This window comes from Spirosoma areae (assembly GCF_054781775.1).
Window position 1 is genome coordinate 205,545 of the sequence record NZ_BAAGTT010000002.1, and the last position, 25,195, is coordinate 230,739.

A 25,195-nucleotide genomic window follows, 5' to 3' on the forward strand; every position below is an offset into this window, starting at 1 on the left:
ATAAAAGTTCGCTTACTTTGCCAGCTGAACTGCACTATGTCCGTTGATTGCTAAGATGACTTTAGATACAATTCTTCGTCTTTATGTTCAACAGAGTCGTTCGACATCTTAAAAATATGCAAAATCTGGAAATTATTCACCTCTTACCCCTACTTTTTTTTCTTTTCGTTCTGCCCGTTTCCTGGCGTCGGCTTAGAGCGTGCCTTGCGGTTATTCTCATAGCAGCCGGGCTACCTGCTCAGGGTCAGGTGGTCGCGCCATCGAGCGGGGGTGGATCTGCATCGCCAGGCGCAACAATGTCGCCCTCCAGCCAACCCGGCAGGGGATCGGCTCTGCCACAGGGCATTAACCCCAACAGTTTACCCGCGGGTGTGCAGCAGCAAATCAACCAGCGGTCGAATCCGGCCGGGAAAGCAGCACCGGGTCAGGCAACTCCCCAGTCACCAAATTTACGGACCACAACCGGCGTAGCATCGCAGCCCACCAGCAGCCAGCCAGCCACTACCGATACCAACGAGCTTCCCGACCAGCAGCCCCTTACGGAAGAGGAGGCTCTCAAAGCTGGAGAAGAGCGGGCTAAGCGCCGTGAGCAGGAAGAAAACCGCCGGAAGTTATTTGGCTATTCGCTGTTTAACGACCCGGCTATGCAGAAAACTTTTGAGCCGAACCCCAATATAGCAACCCCACGTAATTACGTTGTTGGGCCAGGCGATCAATTGAACATTCGGGTGTATGGATTTTCAGAGTTTGACTTTACCCAAACGGTTTCTCCCGATGGGAACGTTTATTTTGCCAATCAAACAGGCGTTGGCCCCGTATTTGTATCGGGCCTAACCATCGAACAGGCAAAAGCGCGAATTACCAGTCGCCTGTCGAAACGATTTGCGGGTTTACGTACTTCGTCCTACGGGCCTCAGAATACTTATATTGAAGTAGGACTTGGGGGCGTTATCCGCAGCATTCGCGTTACCGTTACGGGCGATGCCGTGCGGCCAGGCACCTACACGCTGTCGTCGCTGTCGACAGTGATGAACGCGATTTATCAGGCGGGTGGTCCAAACGACATTGGGTCTTATCGTAAAGTGCAGCTCATTCGGAATAATCGCGTACTGGCCACCCTCGACCTGTACGATTACCTGCTGAATGGCATCCAGCGCAATGACTTTCGCCTGCAGGATAATGACAACATTCGCTTCATGCCCTTTATTTCGCGAATTGAAATTATCGGAACCGTAAAACGGGCTAATATCTTTGAGATGCTGCCCGGCGAAACACTGGAACGACTGCTATTTTATGCCGGTGATTTTGCGGCTCAGGCCTACAAAAACATGGTAAAAGTAGCGCGGCTGACAGACCGTGAAATAAAAGTCGTTGATGTATCCCGACCCGAGTTCAACACCTTTGTGATGCAGGATGGCGACCAGGTTACGGTTGAACGGCTGCTGGATCGGTTTGAGAATAAAATTACGATTGAAGGAGCCGTTTATCGGCCCGGCGAGTATTCGCTCGACAATAACAAGACCCTGAAGCAGCTTATCAAAACGGCCGAGGGCCTCAAAGGGGACGCCTTCACGGGCCGGGTTACAATTGTACGAACGCGGGAGGATTTAGCCATTGAGAATCTGTCGGTTAACCTGGCCACTATTATGGCTGGCACTGAGGCCGATTTGCCCTTGCAGCGCGAGGATCAAATTATTATTTCGTCCCGGTTCGATTTGGCAGAGCAGGCTAACATTTCAGTGCAGGGCGAAGTAAACCGGCCCGATACCGAGATGCAATACATGGCCAACATGACCCTTAACGATGCTTTGCTACGCACCGGGGGCCTGAAGGAGTCGGCGGCTGCTTCGCTGATTGAAGTCGTTCGCCGGAAGAAAGATGCCGATCCTCGTTCACCAACCGCCCAGATTGCTCAAATCTTCCGGTTTGATGTAAACCGTGACCTGTCGCTGGGAACCGATGCCCACCGGGATTTTATTCTGGAACCGTTTGACCAGATCATTGTGCGCCGGTCGCCCAACTACTTAGTGCAAACCTATGCCTTCGTGGCGGGGGAGGTTATCAATCCCGGTTCGTATGCCATTCAAAGCAAGGATCAGAAAATCTCAGATTTAGTGACCCAGGCGGGTGGGCTAACTCCCCAGGCGTATGTACCAGGAGCAACCCTGATTCGCCCCGTGAAACTCAGCGCCGATGAGATCAGGCGGAAACAACGCGCCATCGATGAGGTAGGCGATAATACGAACAAAACCGTTGTCGAAACGGAAGTCATCTCGCCCAACGTGGCCGAAGCCATTGGTATCAATCTGAAACGGATTATGGAAAAACCCGGCTCATCGGAAGACATCCTGCTCCAGGAGGGCGATACCCTGCGGATTCCCAAACTGCTCGAAACGGTACGGATTCAGGGCGAGGTGCAGCTACCAAATACGGTTAAATACCGCTCTGGACAGACGTTTCAGGATTATATAGCGAATACGGGCGGGTTTACGTCTAAATCGCAGCGCCGGAAGTCGTTCATTATTTACGCTAATGGGTCCGTTGACCGCACCCGGAAATTTATGTTCTTTAATGTGTACCCACGGGTCGAACCAGGGTCGGAGATTGTTATTCCTAAACGGACGGCACAGCCGCTGACAGCACAGCAAGTGCTGAACTCCAGTGTTGGCATAGCCGGTTCGTTGCTGACGCTCATTACGACTATTCTGGTACTTACCCGGGTTAATTAGGTATTTTTTACTATGGCTTCTACAAACGCAACCGAGACAACCAGCCAAAGTCCATTGGTAACGGCTCGTCCGCTGCCTCCCGATCAAATCTCGCCGAAATCCGTTGTCCTGCGTATTTTCCAGTTAAAGAATGTTTTCCGGCGCAACTGGAAACTGCTGCTGGCGCTGGTTCTGCTGGGCGGGGCTATAGGCTTTATCTATGATTTACTACATAAGCCGAGGATAACCTACACCGGAACGATCATGTTCAACCTGGGTGGGGGTTCTTCGGGCGGTGGGTTTGGCGAACTGGGTCAGCTAGCCGGCGCTTTTGGGCTGACGTCGGGTGCTCCCGACGCGAATATTTTCGTGGGTGATAACTTTCTGATTTATGCGAGGTCACGGCCGGTGGTGGAAAAAACACTCATGACCCGCGATACGATTAATGGCAAAGACACCCTGCTGGTTAATTACTACATCCGGCACAGCGGTATTCGCGACAAAGAGTGGGAAGACGATGACTCCCTGCGGGCTTTCTATTTCACCCGCGCTAAAAAACCCGAGGACTATACGCGGATGGAGCAATTGGCTATGGCGGCTATTTATGCCCGAATTGAAGGGGAGATATCCGTTACACAACCCGAGCGAAAATCGTCGTTTATGGAGCTAAGCTGTTTCATGGAAGACGAGCCGCTAACGGCCAGTTTCCTCACGACACACCTGCGAACCATTGAAACGGATTACCAGCGGAAGCAGACGAAGAAGACCAGTGAAATGTATAAGCTGCTTGTTGATCGGGCCGATTCCATTGCGGCCCGCTTAACTGGTACGGAGAATCGGCTGGCGCAGTACATGGACCAGAATCAACAGCTTATTGTTGCTCAGGGTCGCCTGACTGAAACCAAACTGACGCGAAATTCAGGTTTCCTGACAACGTTGTATTACCAGGCCCTCCAGCAAGCCGATAATATGCGGCTTTCGCTCATCCGGGAAACCCCCCTGTTTACCGTCATTGAGCCGGTTACGTTTCCGTTGTATAAGGAAGTGCTTCGCACATCGGGCTTCCAGATTGGCATTATTCTTAGCCTTCTTTTAGCCATCATCGTCATCTTCCTTCGTGAAACCTATCGCTCCATTATGAAAGATAGCTGAGGTATTGAGTACGGCCTTATTTGGGTTATTACCAAGTAGTTACAGTGAGTAATAGCCTATTAACCAATAACTCAAGAACTTACTGTAGAATCGACTACCCTGTTTTGAAAACGCAAGAAGTAATTATTCAGCCGGGCCGCTCGGAACGGCACTATTGGCGAGACCTGTGGCGCAGCCGGGAACTGATGTTCATCCTGTCGATGCGCGATGTGTCGGTGCGCTACAAACAAACAGCGCTTGGCACTGCCTGGGGCCTTATCCGCCCCCTGATAACTATGCTGATCATGGTGTTTGTGTTCAGCAAAATTGCCAAATTACCTGCCGATCCGGGCGTGCCCTACCCGCTTATGGTTCTGGGTGGCATTACGGTCTGGGCTTTTTTCTCGACGGCCTTCACCCAAATCAGTAACAGCGTGACGCTGAATTCTAACTTAGTCACGAAAGTTTATTTTCCCCGGCTTATCATGCCGATCAGTTCGGTTGCCATTAGTTTCGTAGACTTTCTGGTTTCCCTGGGCCTGTTCATCCTGTTGTCAATCTGGTACCGGTTTATTCCCGACTGGCACCTGTTGTTGCTGCCGGCCTTTATTGTGCTGGCCCTGTTAGCGTCGTTCGCCTTCGGATTATTTTTTGCGGCTGTGAACGTCAAGTTTCGGGATATTGCCCAGCTCATTCCTTTTCTTGTACAGATAGGCTTCTACATTTGCCCTATCGCCTATAGCAGTCGGCTGGTTGCCGAAAGAACCGGCGAATGGTGGACCCCTTTTTACTGGTTGAATCCAATGGTAGGGATCATTGATGGCTTTCGCTGGTCGTTACTGGGCGAAAGAGCTTATTTTAATCCCCAAAGCCTGCTTAACTCAGTCTGTATTATTGGGGTCTGTTTAGCCTTCTCGCTCTATTTTTTTCGGAAACGCGAGAATACCTTTGTGGATGATATTTAACGAATTACGATGTCGGTTATCACTGTCGAAAATATAAGTAAGCAATACATCATTGACCATAAACGGGGCAAAGGTGCCAATACGCTGCGCGATCTTATCACGGAGAATTTTCGGTCGATATTTGGCGGCAAAAAGGAACAGGATGCCATCACCCACGAGGAATTCTGGGCGCTGCGCGATGTAAATTTTTCCATTGAACAGGGCGACCGGGTGGGGATTATAGGCCATAACGGTGCCGGAAAATCGACCCTGCTCAAAATCCTGAGCAAAATTATTGAACCCACCACCGGCACTGTACGCATTCGCGGGCGGGTGGCCAGTTTGCTGGAAGTTGGCACGGGATTCCACCCCGAACTGACCGGCCGCGAGAATATTTACCTCAACGGGTCCCTGCTGGGCATGAGCCGCAGCGAAATTCGGAAGCAGTTCGATGAAATTGTGGCCTTTGCGGGCGTCGAAAAGTTTTTAGATACCCCCGTCAAACGGTATTCGTCGGGAATGTACGTCCGGCTGGGTTTTGCCATTTCGGCCCACCTCGACCCTGAAATCATGATTGTTGATGAAGTACTGGCCGTGGGCGATGCCGAGTTTCAGAAAAAAAGCCTCGGTAAAATGCGTGATAATTCAGCCAGTGGCCGAACCATCATCTTCGTCAGCCATAATCTGACGGCCGTCCAGGCGCTATGTAACAAGACATTGTATTTTGAAAAAGGGCAGTTGCTGGAGCAGGGCGAAACGAATCAGGTTATTGCATCCTACGTGAGCAAAGTGTCGAAAACGCGCCTGAAACGTTCCTGGAACACGCCCGAAGAAGGCCCTGGTAATCAGTTGGTTCGCGTTCGCCGAATTGAGTTGATTCCCGACTATCAGGACGACCTGACCCATATTGATGTTCGAACGTCCATGACCTTTCAGTTTGAGTTCTGGAATTTAATGGATAGTGCCAACCTGAATCTGAGTCTTCATCTGAACTCGCTCACGGGCGAGTGCGTCTTCAACATCGGCACCCAATCGCAGCCCTACGGGAAAGGACTCATTGTGGGTGAATGTACCATACCCGGTTATTTTTTGAACGACGGTTCTTACACTATTTCGGTTATGATTGTAAAGGACACCGTTACGCCACTCTATATTATGGAAGAAGGCATTACCTTTGATGTGGAAGATTACCGCGAAGGCATTGCCTGGTATGGTAAATGGCCGGGCTATGTACGCCCGCAATTTCCCTTCCATACAAAAATGCTGGAACCCGTTATCAGTGAATAAGTAGTAGTCATGAGTTATTACTCAATAACTTACTAACCGCTCCGGCGGCCCGACAATAACTTACTGACTGATTAACTGGCCACCGATAACCGCTTACTGATGATTAACGTCACAAAATCATATCTGCCAGACCTTGACGAGTACACGAATTACTTAAAAGAAATCTGGAAGACCGCACACTTAACCAATGATGGCCAGTTACTGCTCAGACTTGAAGATGAGTTGAAAGCTTATCTGGGGGTGAAACACCTGAAATTCTGCTCGAATGGGACCGTTGTGCTCCAAATGGCTCTCAAGGCGTTAAACATTACGGAGGAGGTGATTACGACGCCTTTCTCGTATGTTGCCACTACGAATGTGCTGCTTTGGGAAGGTTGCACACCCGTTTTTGCCGACATCCGTTCCGACGATTTCAACATCGACGCCAATAAAATTGAACCCCTCATTACCGAACGCACGCAGGCTATCATGGCTACGCACGTGTATGGAAATGCCTGCCAGATTGAGCACATTCAGGCGATTGCCGAAAAACATAAGCTGAAGGTTATCTACGACGCAGCCCACACCTTTGGCGCTAAATACAACGACAAGTCTATCCTGAGCTACGGTGACCTGAGTACGTGTAGTTTCCACGCTACAAAGGTTTTTCATACGGTCGAAGGCGGTTGTATTGTGACGGATGACGACGATATGGCCGAGAAACTGCACTTCTACCGCTCGTTCGGCCATCGGAATGATGATTATCGGAGCATTGGTATTAACGCCAAGAATTCTGAGTTCCACGCGGCAATGGGGCTGTGTGTGCTGCCCAGAGTTGACGCACTGATTGCCGCCCGAAAGCAACGCTTTGGCTACTATGATGCCCAGCTTGATTTTTCTCGCCTGACCCGCCCAACCCTTACCCCCGGCATGGACTACAACTATGCCTATTATCCGGTTGTCTTCGACTCGGAGGAAACGCTGCTGCGGGTTGTGGATGCGCTGAAAGCCCAGAACATTGTGCCCCGGCGGTATTTTTACCCGTCGCTCAATACACTTCCCTTTGCGTTTGCGCCCGGCTCCAGAACCGCTCAGCCCTGCCCCATATCGGAAGACATCGCCCTGCGGGTGTTGTGTTTGCCACTCTACCCCGATCTGGCCGAAGCTGTGGTTGACCAAATTGCTACACTCGTCAATGAAGCTGTTGCTATTGTAAACGAAAATGTATGACGAATGAATGACGCGCAGGCAAACTACCGGCTGGTTTTGCGTGCGTGGTTATTTTTCTGTCTACAGGAGTCACTATGACCTTTTTATACCTGCTTTCCCTTCTCCTGTTTATCGGTTACGTTGGTCAATTGTCGGCGCGTATTTGCCGACGGTCGCTGACCGAGTGGTGGCTGACAAGTTTTCTCCTGGGCGCGGGAAGTGTTATTCTGACCGGCTTTATCTTGTCGGCACTCTATCAAACAGCGAACGCCTTTGCCTGGGCCGGTTCGGTTTTCATTACCGCCACCGTATTAGGGGCCCTGCTGAACAGATTGACGCCGGGTCAGACTCGTTTCTCGGTAGTGTCGCTCGTGCAGGAACGCTGGCAAACAGCGCGGCAATGGTTCGGCGGCTTGTCGGGCTATTTCCGGTTTCTATTTTCCCTATTATTTCTGACCCTGGGCGTCATTGCCATTACCAATCTGCTGCTGGTGCTGTTTACCGTTCCCAATGAATGGGATAGCATGACTGGCCACCTCAACCGGGTGATGCAGTACATCCAGCGGGGCACCATGCGGCATTTTGGCGGTACAAACTGGAACATCGACACCTATCCGAAAAGTGTTTGTACGCTCCAGATTTATTCCTTTCTGATGACGGGCCGCTTCGAGAATGGGTTTAAGTTTATTCACCACCTGAGTTACTGGACGGCCATTGTGGCTGTCTTTGGCATCGTGCAGCGCATCGGCCAAAACCGGCTCTCGGCAAGTTTCTTCTGTGCCTTAGCCTACGCTCTGCTCCCCGATTTTCTGATGCAGGCCATCACCACCGAAACCGATATTGTTCTGACGGCTTACCTAAGTGTGCTGCTGTACATGCTGTTCACCTACCGCGCAACTGGAGAAGGTCAAACCAAAACGCCGGGCCAACGGGATAGCCGCTATCTGTACCTGGCGGGTATGGCGTTCGGCATCGCTTTCGGACACAAAATCACGTTTGCGCTGCTGTTGCCCTCGGTGTTCGTCATCATAATTTACACCGTTTTCCTCGCACCCTCCTGGAACGTGACTATCAACCGGACCTGGCGACTGGCAGCGGCTACCGTTGTGGGGGTTTGTTTGTGGACGCTGCCGACGGGTTACCTCAAAAACATCGAGGTATTTGGTCACCCCATCGGCCCCCCAACGGCCCTCAGACATCAATCGGTTGAGCGGGCGGGGTCGTTAGCCAACCTGCTCGAACACGGGAGCCGCAATGTTGTGCGCTACGGGTACGACCACATTAACCTGGATGGCATTCGAAATCTGGGCATCGGCGCTGACATTAACCACGCCATGCGCCAGCCGCTGGTTGTGCTGGAAAACAAGCTGCACATGCGGTTAGACGAAGAAACCGACTTCTCCATCCAGACCTTCGCCTTCGACCGGAAGTTCGTTTTCTACAACGCCAACCCCTATTGGGGCATTTTTGGCTTTGGGCTGGTATTCCCCCTGCTGATTCTGGTACTGATTGGTTACGCGCGTTCTACGGTTCATCGTTTTCTGGGACTGGCGTTGCTCCTGCATTTTTTGGCCCTATCGTACACAGCTCCTTATGACCCGTTCAAAGGGCGTTATTTTATCGAAACGGGCTTGTTTGGCATCACGTTTCTGTCGCTTCTTTTCCTGAGCCCCCGCGTAAGCGTAGCGACCCCGAATCGAATTATCTGGAAAAACTATGTAGGATTCGTGACGGTATTGGGCTGCGTATCGGCGTTGTTGTGCGTATTTCTAAACACCAGAGCCTTACCTTTTGCCTGGACGGGTCCCGATGGCAAGGCATTCCCATCGACGTTCCAGTCGGGCCGTATCCGGCAGATGACCCTGGGCCGACCCGATATTTACAAGCCCTATAAACGCTTCGATGAGCTGGTGCCAGCCAACGCCACTGTCGCGCTGGGCACCATCAACGACGATTACGAGTATCCACTCTATGGCGCCAACCTTTCCCGACGACTCATTGCCATCAACCCATTTGAACAGGGATTGCAACCCATTCCTAAACAGGCGGACTATCTTTTTTTCGATTATAGTGTGCTTTGCCCCAGGCCCGGCGACATCCGTTTAGGCACCGATACAACCCTGCGCGATGCCATGATCGTACCCGGCGAAGACTATTATCTACGAAAACTGCACTGATTTACGAAGGGCGATTTTTTAGTGCAGAAGCGTAAATCATCCTTCGTAAATCGTAAATCATACTTCCGATGACTCTTGCTATCATGCAGCCTTATTTCCTGCCCTACATTGGCTACATGCAGCTAATGAGCGCCGTTGACACATTCGTGCTTTACGACGATGTGGGGTTTATTAACCGGGGCTGGATTAATCGCAACAAGCTGTTAATCAACGGGCAGGAATATCTCTTTACGGTTCCGCTACGCGATGCCAGCCAGAACAAGCTCATCAACGAAGTGCACCTGGCCGACGATCCAAAGTGGCGAAGCAAACTACTGAAAACAGTGGAGCAGGGTTATCGCAAAGCCCCGTTTTACGGAACGGTTATGCCGATAACCGAAAAAATTATCAACTTTACCACCGATTCGATTGCTGAGCTGGTCTATTTCAGCCTTGTTGAACTGAATCAATTTCTGGGGCTGACAACCCGCCTGGTGAAATCCTCAACGATGTATGAAAACGCAGACCTGAAAGCGCAGGAACGCATCCTGAACATCTGCCAACGGGAGCAGGCTACTCGCTACATAAATCCGATTGGTGGCTCTGGGTTGTACGACAAGCCGACATTCGCCGGGGCCGGTATCGAGTTACAGTTCATCAAATCAAAATCAGTTGAGTACGCACAACTAAAAAATAAATTTGTGCCCTGGCTGTCCATTATCGACGTGCTGATGTTCAACGACAAAGCCGCCGTTCTGACCATGCTTGGGGAGTATGAACTTACATAATTTTGAATGATAGAGTGATTGAATGATTGAATAGCTGCCGCAAAATCTATTCAATCATTCAATCACTCTATCATTCAATCATTACCATATGGCAAAGGTTATCATTTTTGGGATAATGGATACCGCCGAACTGGCGCACTTCTATCTCACTCACGATTCAGAACACGAGGTGGCCGCTTTCACGGTCAGTCGCGAGTACATGAACGGCACCGAGTTTCAGGGGTTACCCCTGGTGGCTTTCGAGGAAGTCGAGACGCTGTTTTCACCAAAAGAGTACAAGTTTTTCGCGCCCATGACGGGCCGGAATATGAACCGAAACCGCGAGAAGATCTACCTCGAAGCGAAAGCCAAAGGGTACGAATTCATTTCGTATATCAGCTCTAAAGCAACGCTGTTTGGCAATCAGATTGGCGAAAACTGCTTTATTCTGGAAGACAATACCATTCAGCCGTTCACGACCATCGGTAACAACGTGGTGCTTTGGAGCGGCAACCACATCGGCCATCATGGTCAGATCAAAGACCACGTTTTCTTTACGTCGCACGTGGTCATGTCGGGGCACTGCGTCATTGAACCCTATTGTTTTTTCGGTGTCAACAGCACCATCCGCGATTTTCTGCACATCGGTACCGGTACGCTCGTCGCGATGGCGTCGGCCATCTATAAAGACACCGATGAGTGGGGATTATACCTCGGCAACCCTGCCAAAAAACTTCCCAAACCCAGTTACGAAGCGTATTAAACTGTTTCAGGTTTCAAGTTTAACGTTTCAAGCGGGCTAAAACTTGAAACGTTGAACTTGAAACCTGAAACTCACAACCCGTACCCTGAAAAATCTTCTCCTCATCGGCCACGATGCCAACCGCGCCGGGGCACAACTCGTTCTGCTGAACCTGATGCGGCTGCTCAACGCTGAAGGCTTTCGGATGCACCTGTTGCTGGGCGCAGGTGGCCCGCTGCTGAAGGAATATCAGGCGATTTGCTCCGTCACGATCTGGCCCGCCCCCGACCGGTATGTGGTGGGGGCGCTGGCCGATAAGCTGTTGTGGAAAGCAGGGCTTTGGGCGTCACTTCGGAACAAGCAGGCCAGTGCCCGTCAGGCAGCTATTCGGGCGCAGTTAAATCTGGATGCTGTCGATATAGTTTTGGTAAACACCGTGACGAGCAGCCGCTGGTTTGGGCAGTTGGGTATTCCTGACCTGATTCCGGTCGTTACGTTCGTCCACGAGTTGGCCATGTCGGTTCGGCTCTACACCCAACCCGATGAGTTAGCGTTCCTCCTGGGCCGAACCACGCAGATGCTGGCCGTGTCGAAGGCAACGGCCCGTTATTACGAACAACAGCACGGCTTCGACCCGGCCCGCATTACCCTCTATACCCTGATTGACACGCCTTCGCTGGAGCGGAACGTACAGCAGGCCAGGCAGACACCCAGTATATATGACTCAATGGGCCTGCCCAAAAATGCCCTGGTCGTGGGCGGTTGCGGCAACGCCGAATGGCGAAAAGGCAACGACTTGTTCGTTACGCTGGCTCGCCAGGTGATTGGGCGCGAGTCGGCAGAAAGCCCCCAACCCATTCATTTTGTGTGGGTTGGCGTACCGGCGGGATCACTGCACGACGATCTGCTGCTGGATATTGAGAAGGCAGGGCTGGCCAACCGGGTTCATCTGATTCCGCCAACGCCGGAGGTCCTGCGCTACATGAGCCGGTTCGATGTGTTCGTGCTGTGCTCCCGCGAAGACCCCTACCCGCTCGTGGTCTTTGAAGCCGGTTTGTGTGGTGTCCCCGTTGTGTGTTTCGACGGGGCCGGTGGCTCGCCCGAACTGGTCGAAACCGACGGTGGGTTTGTGGTGCCGTACCTCGATCTTGACGCCATGAGCCGCCAAACGCTTGCCTTGCTCAATGACCCTGTTCTTCGCCAAACGATGGGTAAACGACTCGGCCAGAAAATTCTGGAACGTCACCCGGCCCAACAAAGCGTTAAAACCCTCGTAACTTTGTTTCAACGGCTAACCTAAGCACACGAATGGTAGTCCGGTGAAAATGCCATTTTAAAAATACACCCAACTGAATGCCCAGGATCCCTTCCGGCTACATGCCTCAATTAGACGCCCTGCGGACGTTTGCCGTGTTGCTGGTTGTTGTTTACCACTATTTTCCCGCCGGAGAAGGTATCAATTGGCTCCCAAACGGGGCTATTGGGGTTATGGTTTTCTTTGTCATCAGCGGTTTTCTGATCACCCGAATTCTTATCGAGAACCGTAACCGGATCAGCCAGGGGCAGCGCACCCGAATTGGCACCTACCGGAATTTCTTCGTCCGACGGGCGCTGCGAATTTTTCCGCTGTATTATTTCGCTATTACGCTCGTGCTGATTGTTCTGCCGCACTTATCTGATATCGACCAACATCCCTTGTATTATTACCTGTATGGCTACAACATTCTGCTACATCAGACCGGCAACTGGGCCGACCTTCTTTCGCCCTTCTGGACGCTGGGCGTTGAAGAGCAATTGTATCTGGTTTGGCCCTGGGTTGTTTTGCTAACGCCCCACGTTTGGTTCCGGTGGGTACTTGTGGGCATGGTTGCGACCGGGGTGCTCTTTCGGGCTTATAGTTACTACCAGGGCGACCTCGACGGCGTGCTCACACCCGCGAGTTTCGACGCGTTTGGGCTGGGGGCACTCTGGGCCTACACCGTCACCGAACGTCCCGATTTTGTGGCTCGTTTCCTGCTCAGGTTAACGATAGCGGCTGGGCTGGCGTTGGCTGGTTTTATCGGCTTACTAATGCTCCCCGGCACTCATTTGCTGGTTGTTTTGTTCCAGCGTTTAGTCATTTCGGTGCTTTCCCTGTTTGTGGTAGTGCAGGCCAGTTTGGGAATTGGCGGCTGGGCTGGGCAAATCCTGAATAATGGCACTGTTCAGCATATAGGCCGCATCAGCTACGGTATTTATGTTTTCCACATGCTCGTGCCAGCCTTCGTTGTGCCGCTTCTCCTCCAGGTTGTCAACCTCTCCGGCACGGGGCTGGTGCTGGGCTTTTGGTCGCATCGGGTCATTAGTGTGGCGGTGCTGCTGGTTATGGCTTGGTTATCGTGGCATCTGTTTGAAAAACCCATCAATGACTTGAAACGCTATTTTTCGTATACGTAAACTGACCATCTGCCCGTGAGCGGTTAGCAACATTGCCGACCCGCTCATTGTTGTTTTCTACACATGACCCTTGCATTTACCATTTGCTCCATCAATTATTTAGCCCAGGCCCGAACCCTGGGCGATTCGCTGCGGCTAACCAATCCCGATTATCAGTACATTATTGGCTTAGTCGATAAAGTCAGCGACGCTAACCTGCCGGCTGAGCTGATACCTGCCTATCCCATGATCGAAATCGATCAGATTGGCATTCCTGACTTTGCGGCCATGTGCGACCGGTATGACATCACTGAATTGAATACCGCCGTTAAGCCGTTTTTCATCGATTATTTCTACCAGAATTATGCCGACGCTACCGAGGTCATCTACTTCGACCCCGATATTATCGTTTTTCAGCCACTGCACAAACTCAATGAGGCCCTGGCCACCTATAGCCTCGTGCTAACCCCGCATACCTGTTCGCCCACGCCCGATTGGGAACGCCCCAACGAGCAGCATCACCTAAGCACAGGAATTTTCAATCTCGGCTTCATCGGGTTACGCAACGATGCAACGGCCCGTCAGTTCGTTAACTGGTGGAAAGAACGCCTGGTGTACGAGTGCCGGATCGACCTGTGTGCGGGCCTTTTTGTGGATCAGCACTGGGTAAATTTTGCGCCGGTTTATTACGATAATGTGCTGATTGAACAGCATTTAGGGTATAACATGGCGTATTGGAACCTGCATGAGCGGTATGCTGAACAAACCCATACCGGCGAATGGCTCGTAACGAACCAGCCCGATCATACCGGTCAGCCGATCGAAACGCCCGTGGTTTACCCGCTTCAGTTCTTTCACTACAGCGGCTACAACCCCGACCGCCCCGATGACATCTCGAAATATCAGACTCGGTATAATTTTGCGAATGCTAACCAGCCCGATCAGCAACGACCCGATGTGCGCCCCCTGTTTGATCTCTACCGCGAACGACTGCTGGCCAATCATAACCAACAATACCGACTGTACCCGTGTGCCTATATTAAACCACCGGTGATGCTTCGGTATCAACGGGTACGTAAATGGTTGAAATCTCCTGTTAACCGAGTAATTTCGCGTTTAGAATCTCGTAACAAATGAGGAAAGGGTCGGGTTTTCGAGTGCTTTGGACGCATCGCTTTCATAAATTCACCCATATTCTGGGCAAGTTCTGGTCGTTTGCGCTTAAATACCTCCGGCTGCGCTGGCTTAAAATAACAATAGGCAATCGTCCATTGGTGGCCATTATTTTGTCGGAGCAAATGGGCGACATTATCGGTTGCGAGCCGGTAGCGCGTGAAGTCCGCCAGCGTCACCCCAATGGCTACATCATCTGGGTGGTACGGGAAGCTTATGTCGACTTAGTCAGATACCATCCTGATTTGGATAATTACCTGATTGAGAAGTGCCCCGGCGAGCGGGTACAGTTGCTTCAGTCGGGCATTTATGATGTGGTGTACAACCTGCATATTTCACACCGTAAGTGCCAATACTGCCCCGAAGACCCCATTAACCCGACTGCCGATCAGATTGGGCTAACCTTCGATAATTATTACCATCGGGGTGACTTACTGTACATGTTTTCGCAGGCGGCCGGACTACCCGCCCTAACCGCCGACCCGAAAATGTACCTCCCGGAGAGCATTCGGCGAGCCGTATCGGCCAGGCATTTACCGGAAAGCCCGATTGTCATTCACTGTCAGTCGAGTCACATCGCCCGCGACTGGCCCGCCCATCACTGGACTAAATTAGTGCGCTGGCTACTGGCCACCTATCCCTACCCGATTATCGAAATAGGCTTAACACCCACCATAACCGAAACGCACCCGAAGTTTCGCAGTTTATGCGGTCAGTTGAGTTTATTGGAAACGGCGGAGGTAATCCGGCAGGCTCGTTTATTCATTGGCATCGACAGCGGTCCGGCCCACATGGCGAATGCGGTGAATACCGACGGGATTATTCTGTTGGGTCAGTTGTTCGATTTTGTGGACTATCTACCTTATTCGGGGCGATATAAACGGGGCGAAGGGGTTACAATTCTGAATGATTACGGGCATCCGTGTGCCGAATTACCCTACGGCTGGGTTCAGCAGGCCGCTCAGCAGCGATTAGGTCAGCCCAAACTTGTATGAAGCCATCTCTACCCGCAAGTGTTCATGTTGTGCTACCTGTCTATAAGCCAGAACTTACTGACTACGAGCGTATTTCGTTGACGCAGTGCCTGAATGTACTAAATAAATACCCGATTTGGCTGGCGGCACCACATTCGCTTGATATTTCGGCGTACCAGAAGATTGGGCCTGACTTACAGGCCCGGCGATTCGATGATGCCTTTTTCACCGACATCCAGGGCTACAATCGGCTGATGCTGTCGGATGAGTTTTACGAGGCCTTTTCCGACCAGGAATACGTGCTGATTCACCAGTTGGATGCCTTTGTTTTTCAGGACGATCTGACCTACTGGTGCGGGCAAAACTACGATTACATTGGCGCCCCCTGGCTGCGCGACCGCGACTTTACGGGCTGGCTCGATCAACTCGACTTCACTGTCCGGCAACGGGTGGCGACCTGGCTCAACCTGAAGAAAGAGGACGGCATAACCCCGCGCGAAATTATCAACCTCAACGGCGTTGGCAATGGCGGGCTTACCCTCCGGCGGGTATCGGCCATGCTGCGTTGCCTGAAACTGTTCCGGCGAAAAATTACTGAATACGAACGGATTCACATGCACCAGTACCACGAAGACGTGTTCTGGGGCATTGAAGTCAATCGCTACTGGCCCCGATTACGGATTCCTACTTACCGTAAGGCGCTGCATTTTTCGGTTGAGTTTTTTCCAGACTGGGCCATAACGCATTATAATCGCGGCAAATTACCGTTCGGCTGCCATGCCTGGGATATTCACGGCACCGATTATTGGCGACCTGTTTTTGCCCGTTATGGGTATCAAATCTGACCTGCTCTCTATGAACTCCTCTACTCCCACCATCTCCATTGCGCTTTGCACCTACAACGGCATGACTTACCTGCCGGTGCAGTGGCAGAGTCTGCTCAGTCAACAGCAGTTGCCCGATGAAGTCGTTATCTCCGACGACCAGTCTACCGATGGCACCGCCGATTTAGTGCGTCAGTTAGCCGCCGAAGCCCCTTTCCGGGTGCATATCCTGCAGAACTCAACCCGGTTAGGGTCCAACAAAAACTTTGAACGAGCCTTATCGGCCTGCACCAGCGACCTGGTTTTTATCTGCGACCAGGATGACTTCTGGCTACCGGAAAAAATCAGCACCATGACCCAGTACATGCAACAGCATCCCGACGCCCAGACCGCCTTTTGCGACGCCTGGGTAACTGATGAACAGCTTGAGAAACGGCAGGGTCGCTTCTGGGAAGTGGTGAGTTTCGACAAGTCAGCGCAGCACCGCTGGCTATCGGGCGAAATGACAGAGGTGCTTCTCGATGGCAATCGGGTGATGGGGTGCGCGATGGTCGTTCGGCGATCATTTCTGGCAATGGCCTTACCCATTCCAGCCGACATACCGGGTTATATCTACGATGGCTGGATGGCTTTACTGGCTGCCAGCCAGAACGCGATTCACTTCCTGAACCAGCCGCTGCAGCTATACCGCACCCACATTCAGCAACAGATCGGCGTGCGTCAGCAGGAAGTGCCTGAAGCCATAGGGATATTGGGCCGCTTTTCGCGCGGGCGGGCGGGAAAGCTGGCTCCATTTCGCGAGAAGCAGGCTCAACTGGTTAAAATCAATACGTTACTCAGTGAACGTGTCCCGCTCAATTCGCCCGGTTTACCCCAACTACACCGGCGACTGGCACATTTTACCATGCGGAGCCATCTGCCATCTAACCGGCTGAAGCGGCTCCTGCCTGTGCTGAGTAGTTTAAAAAAAGGCAATTATAGCCGCTATGCCGACGCAGCAGCCAATTGGTATGCGCCCTACTTAGCTGTTTTGGGCGATATACTGGAATGACGTAGTTTTGTACCCACTGTGCTATTAACCATCTGTACCATTCGTCAACTGCCCCAGGCGCTCGCGCTGGGCGACAGTTTCACCCAACACGCTGCCAGCGGCAAACCCGAAGCCGTTCTAATCGGTTTAGCCGACGACCCTGCCCAGTTGCCCCCCAATTTTGTTTCGCCCTACCCATTGCTGCCCGTTGGGGACTTGCTGTCATCGGCGCAGTTGATGGCCCTCTCATCGGGCTATACGCCCACCGAATTTTCGGCAGCCTGTAAGCCACTCTTCATTGCCGAAGTATTCCGGCGATACCCCAGTGCAAACCGGGTGATCTATGCCGACCCTGCCCTTTACTTTACGGGGCCGGTAGACGCCATCTGGAATCAGCTCAAGACGGCCAATGTTGTGTTAACGCCCTTCATTACCCAGGCGCCGGCCGATACGCGCTGGCCGGATGAAAAGTTTTTTCAGAACATCGGGCTGTATAGTTCAGATTTTCTGGCCCTTCGGCGGTCAGTAGAAACAGACCGGCTGCTGGTGTGGTGGGATAACCGGGTGCGGGAGCGTGCCTACGTAAATTTTTGCGAAGGGCTTTGCCTCGACCAACTCTGGCTGATGCACGTGCCGGTCTTTTTCCGCGATGTGGTCGTTGTCAAAAATCCGGGCTGGCACGTCGCCCTCTGGAACCTGCCCGAACGGACGCTCCGCCAGGCGGACACTCGCTGGTATGTGGATGGCCCTACCGGACAGCATCAGCCCCTGTTATTTGTGAATGCAAAAGGCTTGCTAAATCCCGATGAGGGCTTCTTTCCCCGTCAGAACCGACTGCGTCTGGCCGACCGGCCCGATGTCATTTCCCTGCTATATGACTATCGAAACGGGCTTTCCGTCTACAAAACACGTCCCCTACAGGGTATTGCTCCAGCTTATGGGCAACAACCCGAGCCAATCGTGCTGCGCGGCTGGCGGTACGCTACCGTGAAAACCTTAAAAGCACTCACCCACTTCCTCGACCAGACATACGTTCCGGGCATCCGGTAGAATCAGGTAACCGAATAAGTACTACCCGCTAAGGTTTTATGGACAAATAGCGTTATTTTTGGGGAAATTTCTCAGAAAAATACAAACGCAATTCGGTTTGTAGATTTTCCTTCAATGAAAGTACTTTACGACCATCAGTCATTTACGGGCCTCACCTACGGGGGTGTCTCCCGCTATTTTTTTGAATTGATGCGTTCATTTGCCAGGTGGCCGGAGGTGCAGTTTGAACTGTCGCTGCGGCTATCCAACAACGAATACCTTGATGAGGCTTCCTTCAGCAATCACCTTCGCTACCGCAGCTTTTCGCAGATGCGACGCGTGAACCAGATTGCCTCGGCTCTCAACCGGATGTATAGCCTGCAACGAATTCGGTCGGGTAAATTCAACGTTTTCCACCCCACCTATTACCACCGCTATTTTCTGGATGCCATTGGCAGCAAACCCTTCGTACTGACGTTCCACGACGCCACGAGTGAGCGCTACGGCAAGCAATACCCCGAAGTGGGCGAAGGCCTGTATGATCTGAAAAAACAACTGCTTCGCCGGGCCGATTGCATCATTTCGGTTTCGGAGTACTCCAAACAGGAGATTCTTCGGTTCTTTCCGGTCGAGCCAGAAAAAATAAAAGTTATCCATCTCGGCACTACCCTGAGTAATTACGCCTTGCTGCCGGACCAGCCCGCACCAACGGTTCCGATGCCGTATTTGCTTTACGTTGGCAAACGCGGTTTATACAAAAACTTCGCGGGCTTCTTCCGGGCTATCCAGCCGGTTTTGCACCAACACCCCGACCTGCACCTTGTTTGCGCGGGGGGTGGTCCGTTCAGCCCATATGAACAGACCTTGTTTCAGGGTGCCCGGCTTGGCAATCGGGTTCATTACCGCCCTGTTACCAATGCAGGCCTGATGGCGCTCTATCAGCACGCACGGGCGTTTGTCTTCCCGTCGCTCAACGAGGGTTTTGGCATTCCGGTGCTGGAAGCGTTTAGCGGAGGATGTCCGGTCGTGCTCAGCAACCGGAGTTCGCTGCCCGAAGTAGCCGCCGATGCCGCACTCTATTTCGACCCCGAAGATGATGACTCTATGGCGGAAGCAGTTGGGCGGATTCTAACGGACGACGCGCTCCATGCCGACTTGCGCCGGAGAGGCACCGAGCGACTGCGTAATTTTTCGTGTGACCAAACGGCCCGACAAACGTTAGAAGTTTATCAATCGCTGGTTTGACCAACCGTATGACTGCTGCCCCCGATTTGCTTCGTTCATTTATCGTTCGGCCCTATCGCCCGGCTGTACGGCCGGTTGCCCAGGGTACGGCGTACCCGAAATTGACCGTCGTCACGCCTTCGTTCAATCAGGCCCAGTATCTGGAACGGACCATTTTGAGTGTCCTGAATCAACACTACCCAAATCTGGAGTATTTCATCATGGATGGTGGCTCAACCGATGGCAGCGTTGAGATTATCAAAAAATATGAGCCGTATCTGGCCGGGTGGGTAAGCGAAAAAGACCGGGGACAAACCGATGCCATCAATAAAGGATTTCGGCGGGCAACCGGCGATTACGTCGCCTTTCAGAACTCCGATGATGTCTTTGCCCCCGAAGCGTTCAGCCGGGTGGCCGAGGCCTGGCGGAAATACCCCCACACCGACGTTTTTTTCGGCGACATGTACATTACCAACGAGACCGACGTGATTCTGGAAGAGATGCGGGCACCCGACTTTTGCGCCGAGTGTCATATTTATGAGGGGATGCAGGTGTTCAACCAGTCGCTGTTTATCCGGCGCCAGCGGCTGGACCAGTTTGGGCTGCTCGATGAGCAGTTGCGGTTTGTGATCGACTACGAAATTGTGGCCCGGCTGGGCGTTCAACCCGGCATCCGGTTTCGGCATGTTGAGGGTTTCTGGGGTGGTTTTCGGGTGCAGCCCGAGGCTAAATCATCGACCATAGCCGCTACGGTTGGCCTGCAGGAACACCAGCAGATCAAAGAAAAATACCGCCCCATGCTGACCTCATCGCTTGGGCCGTCGTTCTGGCAACGTTATTGCCGACTCCGTAAATTACTGGCTTTTGTGCTCAAGGGTGAATTCGGCTACGTGCGACACCGGCTGATGCTCAGTAAGTCAAGAAAATAACTATGCCTGTTCCAGGTTCCAGGTTTCAAGTTAGCCAATGCGTCAGCTAACTTGAAACCTGGAACCTGGAACTTTAGTCGACAAACGTAAAAATGGTTTATGCGGAACTTCATTCGCTTAGCAGAAACGATTGACCTGATGCGGATGGCGGCTGGTATCTGCATTCTCGTAGATGGCTATCCTTTAATCTTTTTCTTCCGGGAAACCTTGCGCCTTGCGCCGGGCAGTACGGCTTTTACGGCGGCTGCCCTGGCCGGTGGCCTGGTGCTCATGGTGCCCTTTACGGTGCTGCGTCGCCTGTATCGGCCTAACCTGACCATGCTCTGGATGGGCGTGGGTTTTCTGCTGCTAATGATTTTTTACATGTTCTATTTCAATGCGGTACCCGGTTTTGAGGACTACGACCGGGACATGATTTATTTTACGTATATCCTGATTTTCTTTTTTTTACTCATTAACATCCCCAACGACGTTATCCGGGTGTTCATCCCGGTGGTGGTGCTGTTCACCTTAGTATCGAACCTGGGGCTTATTTATTCGCTCATTACCGACCCAACGTGGGCTATCGGTCAGCGGGCCACCATCACCCTGAACAATGGCGATCCAGGCTCCGGCAACCCCCACTCTTTTTCGCGGAATGCCTTCATGGGGGCCATTGCCTGCACCATTTGGCTGGTCAGCCCCAGAACGCATATTCTGTTCCGGCTTTTATCCATCTTTGCGGGCGTGGTGAATATAGCCGTGCTGGTGCTGACCCAAACCCGCTCGGCCATTGTTGCGCTGGTCATCGCAGCCGCTTTCTTTATGTATTTCAACGTTCGTCCGGCTCAGATTCGCCAGGCGGCCCGAAGTTTGGTAAAACCCGTGCCCGTTCTGATTATGCTGGTTGCCTTAGCAGGGGTTATTTATTTTTTCCAGCGATACATCACCGTTTATTTCATCCTGTATGATTATGTAGCCTCGTTTGCCGAGCGCAACTTAGAAAACGTGTATGCACTGTTCGGCCTGAAATCACAGGGCGTCGATTATAAAGCCACCCTGGATGATTCAGCCGCAAACCGGTCGGTTAGTGCGGCTTTCCTGCGAAACGTTCTGGCCGGTCACATGCACGTATTGATTCTGGGGTATGGCTATAAATTTTTATACTTAGATGTGCCCCTCATGGAAGCCCTCGCGGATTATGGCATTTTGGGCATCACCTTATTTGGCGGCATCAATGCCATGACGGTGTATTATGGCCTGCGAATCATGCGCCATAACCCCAATCAACTCAGCACGTTTCTGGCCTATTTTTACCTGCTTATCCTGGTGCAATTGTTCACCAATGGGCGTCCAAATGAGATTTCATTCTGGTTTCCGCTGGGCCTGATGATTCGATTTATGGGTGTCGAGCATTTGTTTCCAGCGTATTTATCCGAAAAACAACCCGTCGATAAGCAGGATCAGTTTGTTGTCGTTTCCCACGCAGAACCAGCCTGATGCGTATTCTTATCGTCCATAATCTGCTGTGGGCACACTATAAATCCTGCGTGTTTCAGGCCCTGCAGCAAGTGGCCGACCACCACCCGGATGTCTCCGTTCGGGTGTTGCAGATTGCCCGCAATGAGAAATCCCGCGCCGGGTTAGAAACCACTGCCGGGCAAACCGCCCCAACCTACCGCTACGACTACGAACTCCTCTTTGACCGTTTTATCGAGGATGTCAGTCTGCGCGAGCGAACGTCGGCACTGCTTCGTCGGGCGAACGCATACCGGCCCGATGTTATTACGTTAACCGGCTACTACGACCCCGCCCAACTCATCCTGTTGCTCTGGGCGAGAGCCAGGGGCATTCGGGTAGTGATGCAGAATGAAAGCACAGCAACCGACCAGAAGCGGGGCGACTGGAAAGAGTCCATAAAACGCTGGTTATTTAGCCGGTGCGATGGCTTTTTCTGCTTCGGAAGCCAGGCCGCCGACTACCTGGTTCAGCTTGGGGTTGACCCCGCTAAAATTCTCCTCCGGAAAAACGCCGTTGACAATCACACGCTCAGGTCAGTTTACGACCGCGCCATGCCGACCCGGCGACAGCAGCAAAAATTGGTAGGGCTGCCTCCCAATAATTTTGTTTTTGTGGGGCGGTTCATCGAGATCAAAAACCTCTCTATGCTGCTGACGGCCTTTGCCGAAGCCTCCAGCCAAACCGTGAACCCGGCAAACTGGGGATTGATTTTGCTGGGCGATGGGGTCGAGCGGGCTAACCTGAGTCGGCAAATCGACGCATTGGGGATAGCCTCAACCGTGCTTTTGCTGCCGGGCCGACCCTGGTTTCGGGTACCGGAAGTGCTGGCCCTTAGCAACGTGCTGGTGTTGCCAAGCTGGTCGGAGCCCTGGGGGTTGGTGGTCAATGAAGCAATGGCCTGTGGGTTGCCTGTGCTGGTGTCGGACCGCTGCGGGTGCGCGCCCGACCTGGTTCGCCATGGGCAGAATGGCTTTTTATTCGACCCAAACCAGCCTGCTCAACTCACGCACCAACTGCTTCAGTTCATGGATGGTCTGGTCGATGCCAACCAAATGGGAACGGTGGCGCAGGCGATCATTGCGCCCTACGCGCCCGAAGCGGTGGCGCGGGAAATGCTCGACGGATTTATCAAAATCCGGCAATAAATTGGTTATTTCGCGGCATCTATGCGTATTTTAAATATCTGTGCTTACACCTGGCAGGCGGGCGGACCGCCAAAAATTATTTTTGATCACACGCAGGTTGTGCTGCGCTATGGTCATCAGGTAGACATTCTCAGTCCCATTTCGCCCGGCGAAAAACCATATCCGGTACCCGATGGCGCCCGGCTAATCCTCTGCCAGCGGACACCGGTTATCAGCCGTTTTTTTCGGGAGTTTTCCAGGGAGTTGTACCGATATCTGCACCAGCACATTCACGAATACGATGTCATCCATTGTCATGGGTTGTGGCATTTCGGCACGCTGTCGCCGTTTATGCTCGACCGAACGGTGGCGAAGGTGATAACCATCCATGGCGTGCTCGACCGCTGGGTGTATGCTCACAATAACTGGAAAAAACAGGTGATGGATAAACTGGCTCAGAAAGCGTTCCTGCGCCGGGCTGACCTGATCCAGATAAATAATACCGACGAACAGCAGGATGTTTTGCGGTATCTGGGGCATTCGCATCCCAATGTGGTTCTTATTCCGAACGGGGTTAAAATGAGCGATTTTGCTCAGCTTCCCCCCAGGGGGACATTCCGGCAAAAGTTCAACCTGCCGACGGATAAGAAACTCGTGCTGTTTATGAGCCGCCTGAACGCCAAAAAGGGTCTGGATTTGTTGTTACCGGGCTTTCAGGCGTATGTTCAGACGCACCCGGACACGGTTCTGGCCCTGGCTGGCCCCGACGATGGCTACGAAGCCACAACCCGACAGTTTATCGGGCAGCATAACCTGAGCGACTCCATCCACATGGTGGGGATGCTCACCGGCGACGACAAAAAAGCGGCCCTCACCGACGCTGATTTATTTACGCTCCCCTCCTATTCGGAAGGTTTTTCAATGGCCGTACTGGAGGCAATGGCTGCTGGCACACCCGTTTTGGTGTCGGACCGGGTTGGATTTGGCGAAGCTATTCGCCGGCAGGAAGCCGGCGGTTTGCTGGATAGCCTAACCCCGGAGAGCGTCAGGGTTGGTCTGGAAAAATTGCTTGGTGATGAACGGCTCCGTCAGCGAATTGCCCGCAACGCAACGGCCATGCTGAAACAACACTATGACATTGACATTGTGGCAAAGCAACTATTGGACGAATACGCTAAAATAAGTGCAAAGAAATAACTCCCGGTTGAAGAGTCATTTCTTTGCACTGCCTAAATTAGTATCTATATACCATTATAAAAATACAACTGTCTCATTATCAATTAATTAGTAAAAATGGGAGAGGGTAAAGTTATCGTAGTTTATTTAGGTTGCAAAAGGCAGACAAACTATACGTATATTGATGCCCTTCTAAATACCTTCGCTCTTCCAACGCATCGCACTTTACGTGATGGCCGAAGCCACATCGACTTTCGCCTTTAAACCGTTTCACGTCACTTGCCCCTTTCCAGTCGCAACGGTGTGAAGTCCCACCGCCTTGTTGGCAATCCTGCCTAACCAAACAAACAGACACACATCCGTTTGATTGATAGGACCATCAGTCGTAGTACGCATTTTACAGGCCAACATTCACCATTGGATATGAATCAACTGTACATCCTGCTTGCCGATGACGACGAAGACGATTGCCTCTTTTTTAAAGAAGCATTGGACGAGTTGATCATAGCCGCGCACCTGACTATCGTGCCTAACGGTGAGCAACTTATGCATCTGCTCAAAAAGAGCGCCGATCAACTTCCCCATGTTCTTTTCCTCGACCTCAATATGCCCCGTAAAAGTGGCTACGAATGTTTGTTAGAAATAAAACGCGACTCAACATTGAAGCAGCTTCCTGTAATCATACTCTCCACCTCGTTTGAGCCAACTGTTGCCGACCTGCTCTACAAAAATGGAGCGCAACACTGCATTCGCAAACCGGCCGATTTTTCAAAACTCAAACAGATAATTCACCAGGCACTTACGCTGGTAGCACAGGAGAATGGTTCACAACCGGCTAAACAGGATTTTGTTCTCAACAATGATTTAAGCTAAT

Annotated in this window: 21 protein-coding genes; all 21 read left to right on the forward strand. The window is 52.0% G+C overall.

Annotation, left to right across the window (positions count from 1 at the left end; translation table 11 throughout):
• Positions 1 to 116: 116 nt before the first annotated feature.
• Positions 117 to 2,729 carry a polysaccharide biosynthesis/export family protein gene (locus ACYVI1_RS01790; protein WP_460906076.1) on the forward strand — a complete coding sequence of 871 codons (2,613 nt, stop codon included), beginning with the start codon at positions 117 to 119 and terminating at the stop codon, positions 2,727 to 2,729.
• A 12-nt stretch (positions 2,730 to 2,741) separates the two neighbouring features.
• A complete protein-coding gene (locus ACYVI1_RS01795) occupies positions 2,742 to 3,860 on the forward strand; it encodes a hypothetical protein (protein WP_460906078.1) in 1,119 nt (372 codons plus the stop codon).
• Between the two features lie 104 nt (positions 3,861 to 3,964).
• A complete protein-coding gene (locus ACYVI1_RS01800) occupies positions 3,965 to 4,804 on the forward strand; it encodes an ABC transporter permease (protein WP_460906080.1) in 840 nt (279 codons plus the stop codon).
• Between the two features lie 9 nt (positions 4,805 to 4,813).
• Positions 4,814 to 6,070 (forward strand): ABC transporter ATP-binding protein, encoded by a 1,257-nt coding sequence (locus ACYVI1_RS01805; protein ID WP_460906082.1) that lies wholly within the window; start codon positions 4,814 to 4,816, stop codon positions 6,068 to 6,070.
• A gap of 99 nt (positions 6,071 to 6,169) precedes the next feature.
• A complete protein-coding gene (locus ACYVI1_RS01810) occupies positions 6,170 to 7,279 on the forward strand; it encodes a DegT/DnrJ/EryC1/StrS family aminotransferase (protein ID WP_460906084.1) in 1,110 nt (369 codons plus the stop codon).
• Between the two features lie 74 nt (positions 7,280 to 7,353).
• On the forward strand, positions 7,354 to 9,435 hold the full coding sequence (locus ACYVI1_RS01815) for an ArnT family glycosyltransferase (protein WP_460906086.1): 2,082 nt from the start codon (positions 7,354 to 7,356) through the stop codon (positions 9,433 to 9,435).
• A gap of 68 nt (positions 9,436 to 9,503) precedes the next feature.
• Positions 9,504 to 10,202 carry a WbqC family protein gene (locus ACYVI1_RS01820; protein ID WP_460906088.1) on the forward strand — a complete coding sequence of 233 codons (699 nt, stop codon included), beginning with the start codon at positions 9,504 to 9,506 and terminating at the stop codon, positions 10,200 to 10,202.
• A gap of 88 nt (positions 10,203 to 10,290) precedes the next feature.
• The gene (locus ACYVI1_RS01825) at positions 10,291 to 10,944 is read left to right on the forward strand and encodes an acetyltransferase (RefSeq protein ID WP_460906090.1); all 654 of its coding nucleotides are present in this window, start codon (positions 10,291 to 10,293) and stop codon (positions 10,942 to 10,944) included.
• Positions 10,945 to 11,047: 103 nt separating this feature from the next.
• Positions 11,048 to 12,223, forward strand: coding sequence for a glycosyltransferase family 4 protein (locus ACYVI1_RS01830; RefSeq protein ID WP_460906139.1), 1,176 nt, complete (start codon positions 11,048 to 11,050; stop codon positions 12,221 to 12,223).
• Between the two features lie 53 nt (positions 12,224 to 12,276).
• Complete coding sequence (locus ACYVI1_RS01835; RefSeq protein WP_460906092.1) at positions 12,277 to 13,359, forward strand: acyltransferase family protein; 1,083 nt, start codon at positions 12,277 to 12,279, stop codon at positions 13,357 to 13,359.
• A 63-nt stretch (positions 13,360 to 13,422) separates the two neighbouring features.
• The gene (locus ACYVI1_RS01840; RefSeq protein ID WP_460906094.1) at positions 13,423 to 14,475 is read left to right on the forward strand and encodes a glycosyl transferase; all 1,053 of its coding nucleotides are present in this window, start codon (positions 13,423 to 13,425) and stop codon (positions 14,473 to 14,475) included.
• Complete coding sequence (locus ACYVI1_RS01845; protein WP_460906096.1) at positions 14,472 to 15,506, forward strand: glycosyltransferase family 9 protein; 1,035 nt, start codon at positions 14,472 to 14,474, stop codon at positions 15,504 to 15,506. Before ACYVI1_RS01840 ends, ACYVI1_RS01845 begins: the two co-directional genes overlap by 4 nt.
• Positions 15,503 to 16,330, forward strand: coding sequence for a DUF5672 family protein (locus ACYVI1_RS01850; RefSeq protein WP_460906098.1), 828 nt, complete (start codon positions 15,503 to 15,505; stop codon positions 16,328 to 16,330). The genes ACYVI1_RS01845 and ACYVI1_RS01850 overlap by 4 nt, the downstream gene beginning before the upstream one ends.
• Positions 16,263 to 17,360 (forward strand): glycosyltransferase, encoded by a 1,098-nt coding sequence (locus ACYVI1_RS01855; RefSeq protein WP_460906100.1) that lies wholly within the window; start codon positions 16,263 to 16,265, stop codon positions 17,358 to 17,360. The genes ACYVI1_RS01850 and ACYVI1_RS01855 overlap by 68 nt, the downstream gene beginning before the upstream one ends.
• 18 nt (positions 17,361 to 17,378) lie before the next feature.
• On the forward strand, positions 17,379 to 18,389 hold the full coding sequence (locus ACYVI1_RS01860; RefSeq protein ID WP_460906102.1) for a hypothetical protein: 1,011 nt from the start codon (positions 17,379 to 17,381) through the stop codon (positions 18,387 to 18,389).
• 114 nt (positions 18,390 to 18,503) lie between these two features.
• Complete coding sequence (locus ACYVI1_RS01865) at positions 18,504 to 19,613, forward strand: glycosyltransferase family 4 protein (RefSeq protein WP_460906104.1); 1,110 nt, start codon at positions 18,504 to 18,506, stop codon at positions 19,611 to 19,613.
• Between the two features lie 8 nt (positions 19,614 to 19,621).
• A complete protein-coding gene (locus tag ACYVI1_RS01870; RefSeq protein ID WP_460906105.1) occupies positions 19,622 to 20,521 on the forward strand; it encodes a glycosyltransferase family 2 protein in 900 nt (299 codons plus the stop codon).
• 99 nt (positions 20,522 to 20,620) lie between these two features.
• Positions 20,621 to 22,000 carry a hypothetical protein gene (locus ACYVI1_RS01875; RefSeq protein ID WP_460906107.1) on the forward strand — a complete coding sequence of 460 codons (1,380 nt, stop codon included), beginning with the start codon at positions 20,621 to 20,623 and terminating at the stop codon, positions 21,998 to 22,000.
• Positions 22,000 to 23,166 (forward strand): glycosyltransferase family 4 protein, encoded by a 1,167-nt coding sequence (locus ACYVI1_RS01880; protein ID WP_460906109.1) that lies wholly within the window; start codon positions 22,000 to 22,002, stop codon positions 23,164 to 23,166. Before ACYVI1_RS01875 ends, ACYVI1_RS01880 begins: the two co-directional genes overlap by 1 nt.
• A gap of 21 nt (positions 23,167 to 23,187) precedes the next feature.
• Positions 23,188 to 24,342, forward strand: a complete 1,155-nt coding sequence (locus ACYVI1_RS01885) for a glycosyltransferase (protein WP_460906111.1) — start codon at positions 23,188 to 23,190, stop codon at positions 24,340 to 24,342.
• 402 nt (positions 24,343 to 24,744) lie between these two features.
• Positions 24,745 to 25,194, forward strand: a complete 450-nt coding sequence (locus tag ACYVI1_RS01890) for a response regulator (protein ID WP_460906113.1) — start codon at positions 24,745 to 24,747, stop codon at positions 25,192 to 25,194.
• Position 25,195 lies beyond the last annotated feature (1 nt).

Bases quoted from the DNA above. Each gene is read 5' to 3' on its own strand.
- ACYVI1_RS01790 (WP_460906076.1), top strand. From the start codon at position 117: ATGCAAAATCTGGAAATTATTCACCTCTTACCCCTACTTTTTTTTCTT.
- ACYVI1_RS01875 (WP_460906107.1), top strand. From the start codon at position 20,621: ATGCGGAACTTCATTCGCTTAGCAGAAACGATTGACCTGATGCGGATG.
- ACYVI1_RS01890 (WP_460906113.1), top strand. From the start codon at position 24,745: ATGAATCAACTGTACATCCTGCTTGCCGATGACGACGAAGACGATTGC.
- ACYVI1_RS01845 (WP_460906096.1), top strand. From the start codon at position 14,472: ATGAGGAAAGGGTCGGGTTTTCGAGTGCTTTGGACGCATCGCTTTCAT.
- ACYVI1_RS01850 (WP_460906098.1), top strand. From the start codon at position 15,503: ATGAAGCCATCTCTACCCGCAAGTGTTCATGTTGTGCTACCTGTCTAT.
- ACYVI1_RS01840 (WP_460906094.1), top strand. From the start codon at position 13,423: ATGACCCTTGCATTTACCATTTGCTCCATCAATTATTTAGCCCAGGCC.
- ACYVI1_RS01815 (WP_460906086.1), top strand. From the start codon at position 7,354: ATGACCTTTTTATACCTGCTTTCCCTTCTCCTGTTTATCGGTTACGTT.
- ACYVI1_RS01870 (WP_460906105.1), top strand. From the start codon at position 19,622: ATGACTGCTGCCCCCGATTTGCTTCGTTCATTTATCGTTCGGCCCTAT.
- ACYVI1_RS01805 (WP_460906082.1), top strand. From the start codon at position 4,814: ATGTCGGTTATCACTGTCGAAAATATAAGTAAGCAATACATCATTGAC.
- ACYVI1_RS01885 (WP_460906111.1), top strand. From the start codon at position 23,188: ATGCGTATTTTAAATATCTGTGCTTACACCTGGCAGGCGGGCGGACCG.
- ACYVI1_RS01855 (WP_460906100.1), top strand. From the start codon at position 16,263: ATGCCTGGGATATTCACGGCACCGATTATTGGCGACCTGTTTTTGCCC.
- ACYVI1_RS01795 (WP_460906078.1), top strand. From the start codon at position 2,742: ATGGCTTCTACAAACGCAACCGAGACAACCAGCCAAAGTCCATTGGTA.
- ACYVI1_RS01880 (WP_460906109.1), top strand. From the start codon at position 22,000: ATGCGTATTCTTATCGTCCATAATCTGCTGTGGGCACACTATAAATCC.
- ACYVI1_RS01865 (WP_460906104.1), top strand. From the start codon at position 18,504: ATGAAAGTACTTTACGACCATCAGTCATTTACGGGCCTCACCTACGGG.
- ACYVI1_RS01825 (WP_460906090.1), top strand. From the start codon at position 10,291: ATGGCAAAGGTTATCATTTTTGGGATAATGGATACCGCCGAACTGGCG.
- ACYVI1_RS01810 (WP_460906084.1), top strand. From the start codon at position 6,170: ATGATTAACGTCACAAAATCATATCTGCCAGACCTTGACGAGTACACG.
- ACYVI1_RS01820 (WP_460906088.1), top strand. From the start codon at position 9,504: ATGACTCTTGCTATCATGCAGCCTTATTTCCTGCCCTACATTGGCTAC.
- ACYVI1_RS01835 (WP_460906092.1), top strand. From the start codon at position 12,277: ATGCCCAGGATCCCTTCCGGCTACATGCCTCAATTAGACGCCCTGCGG.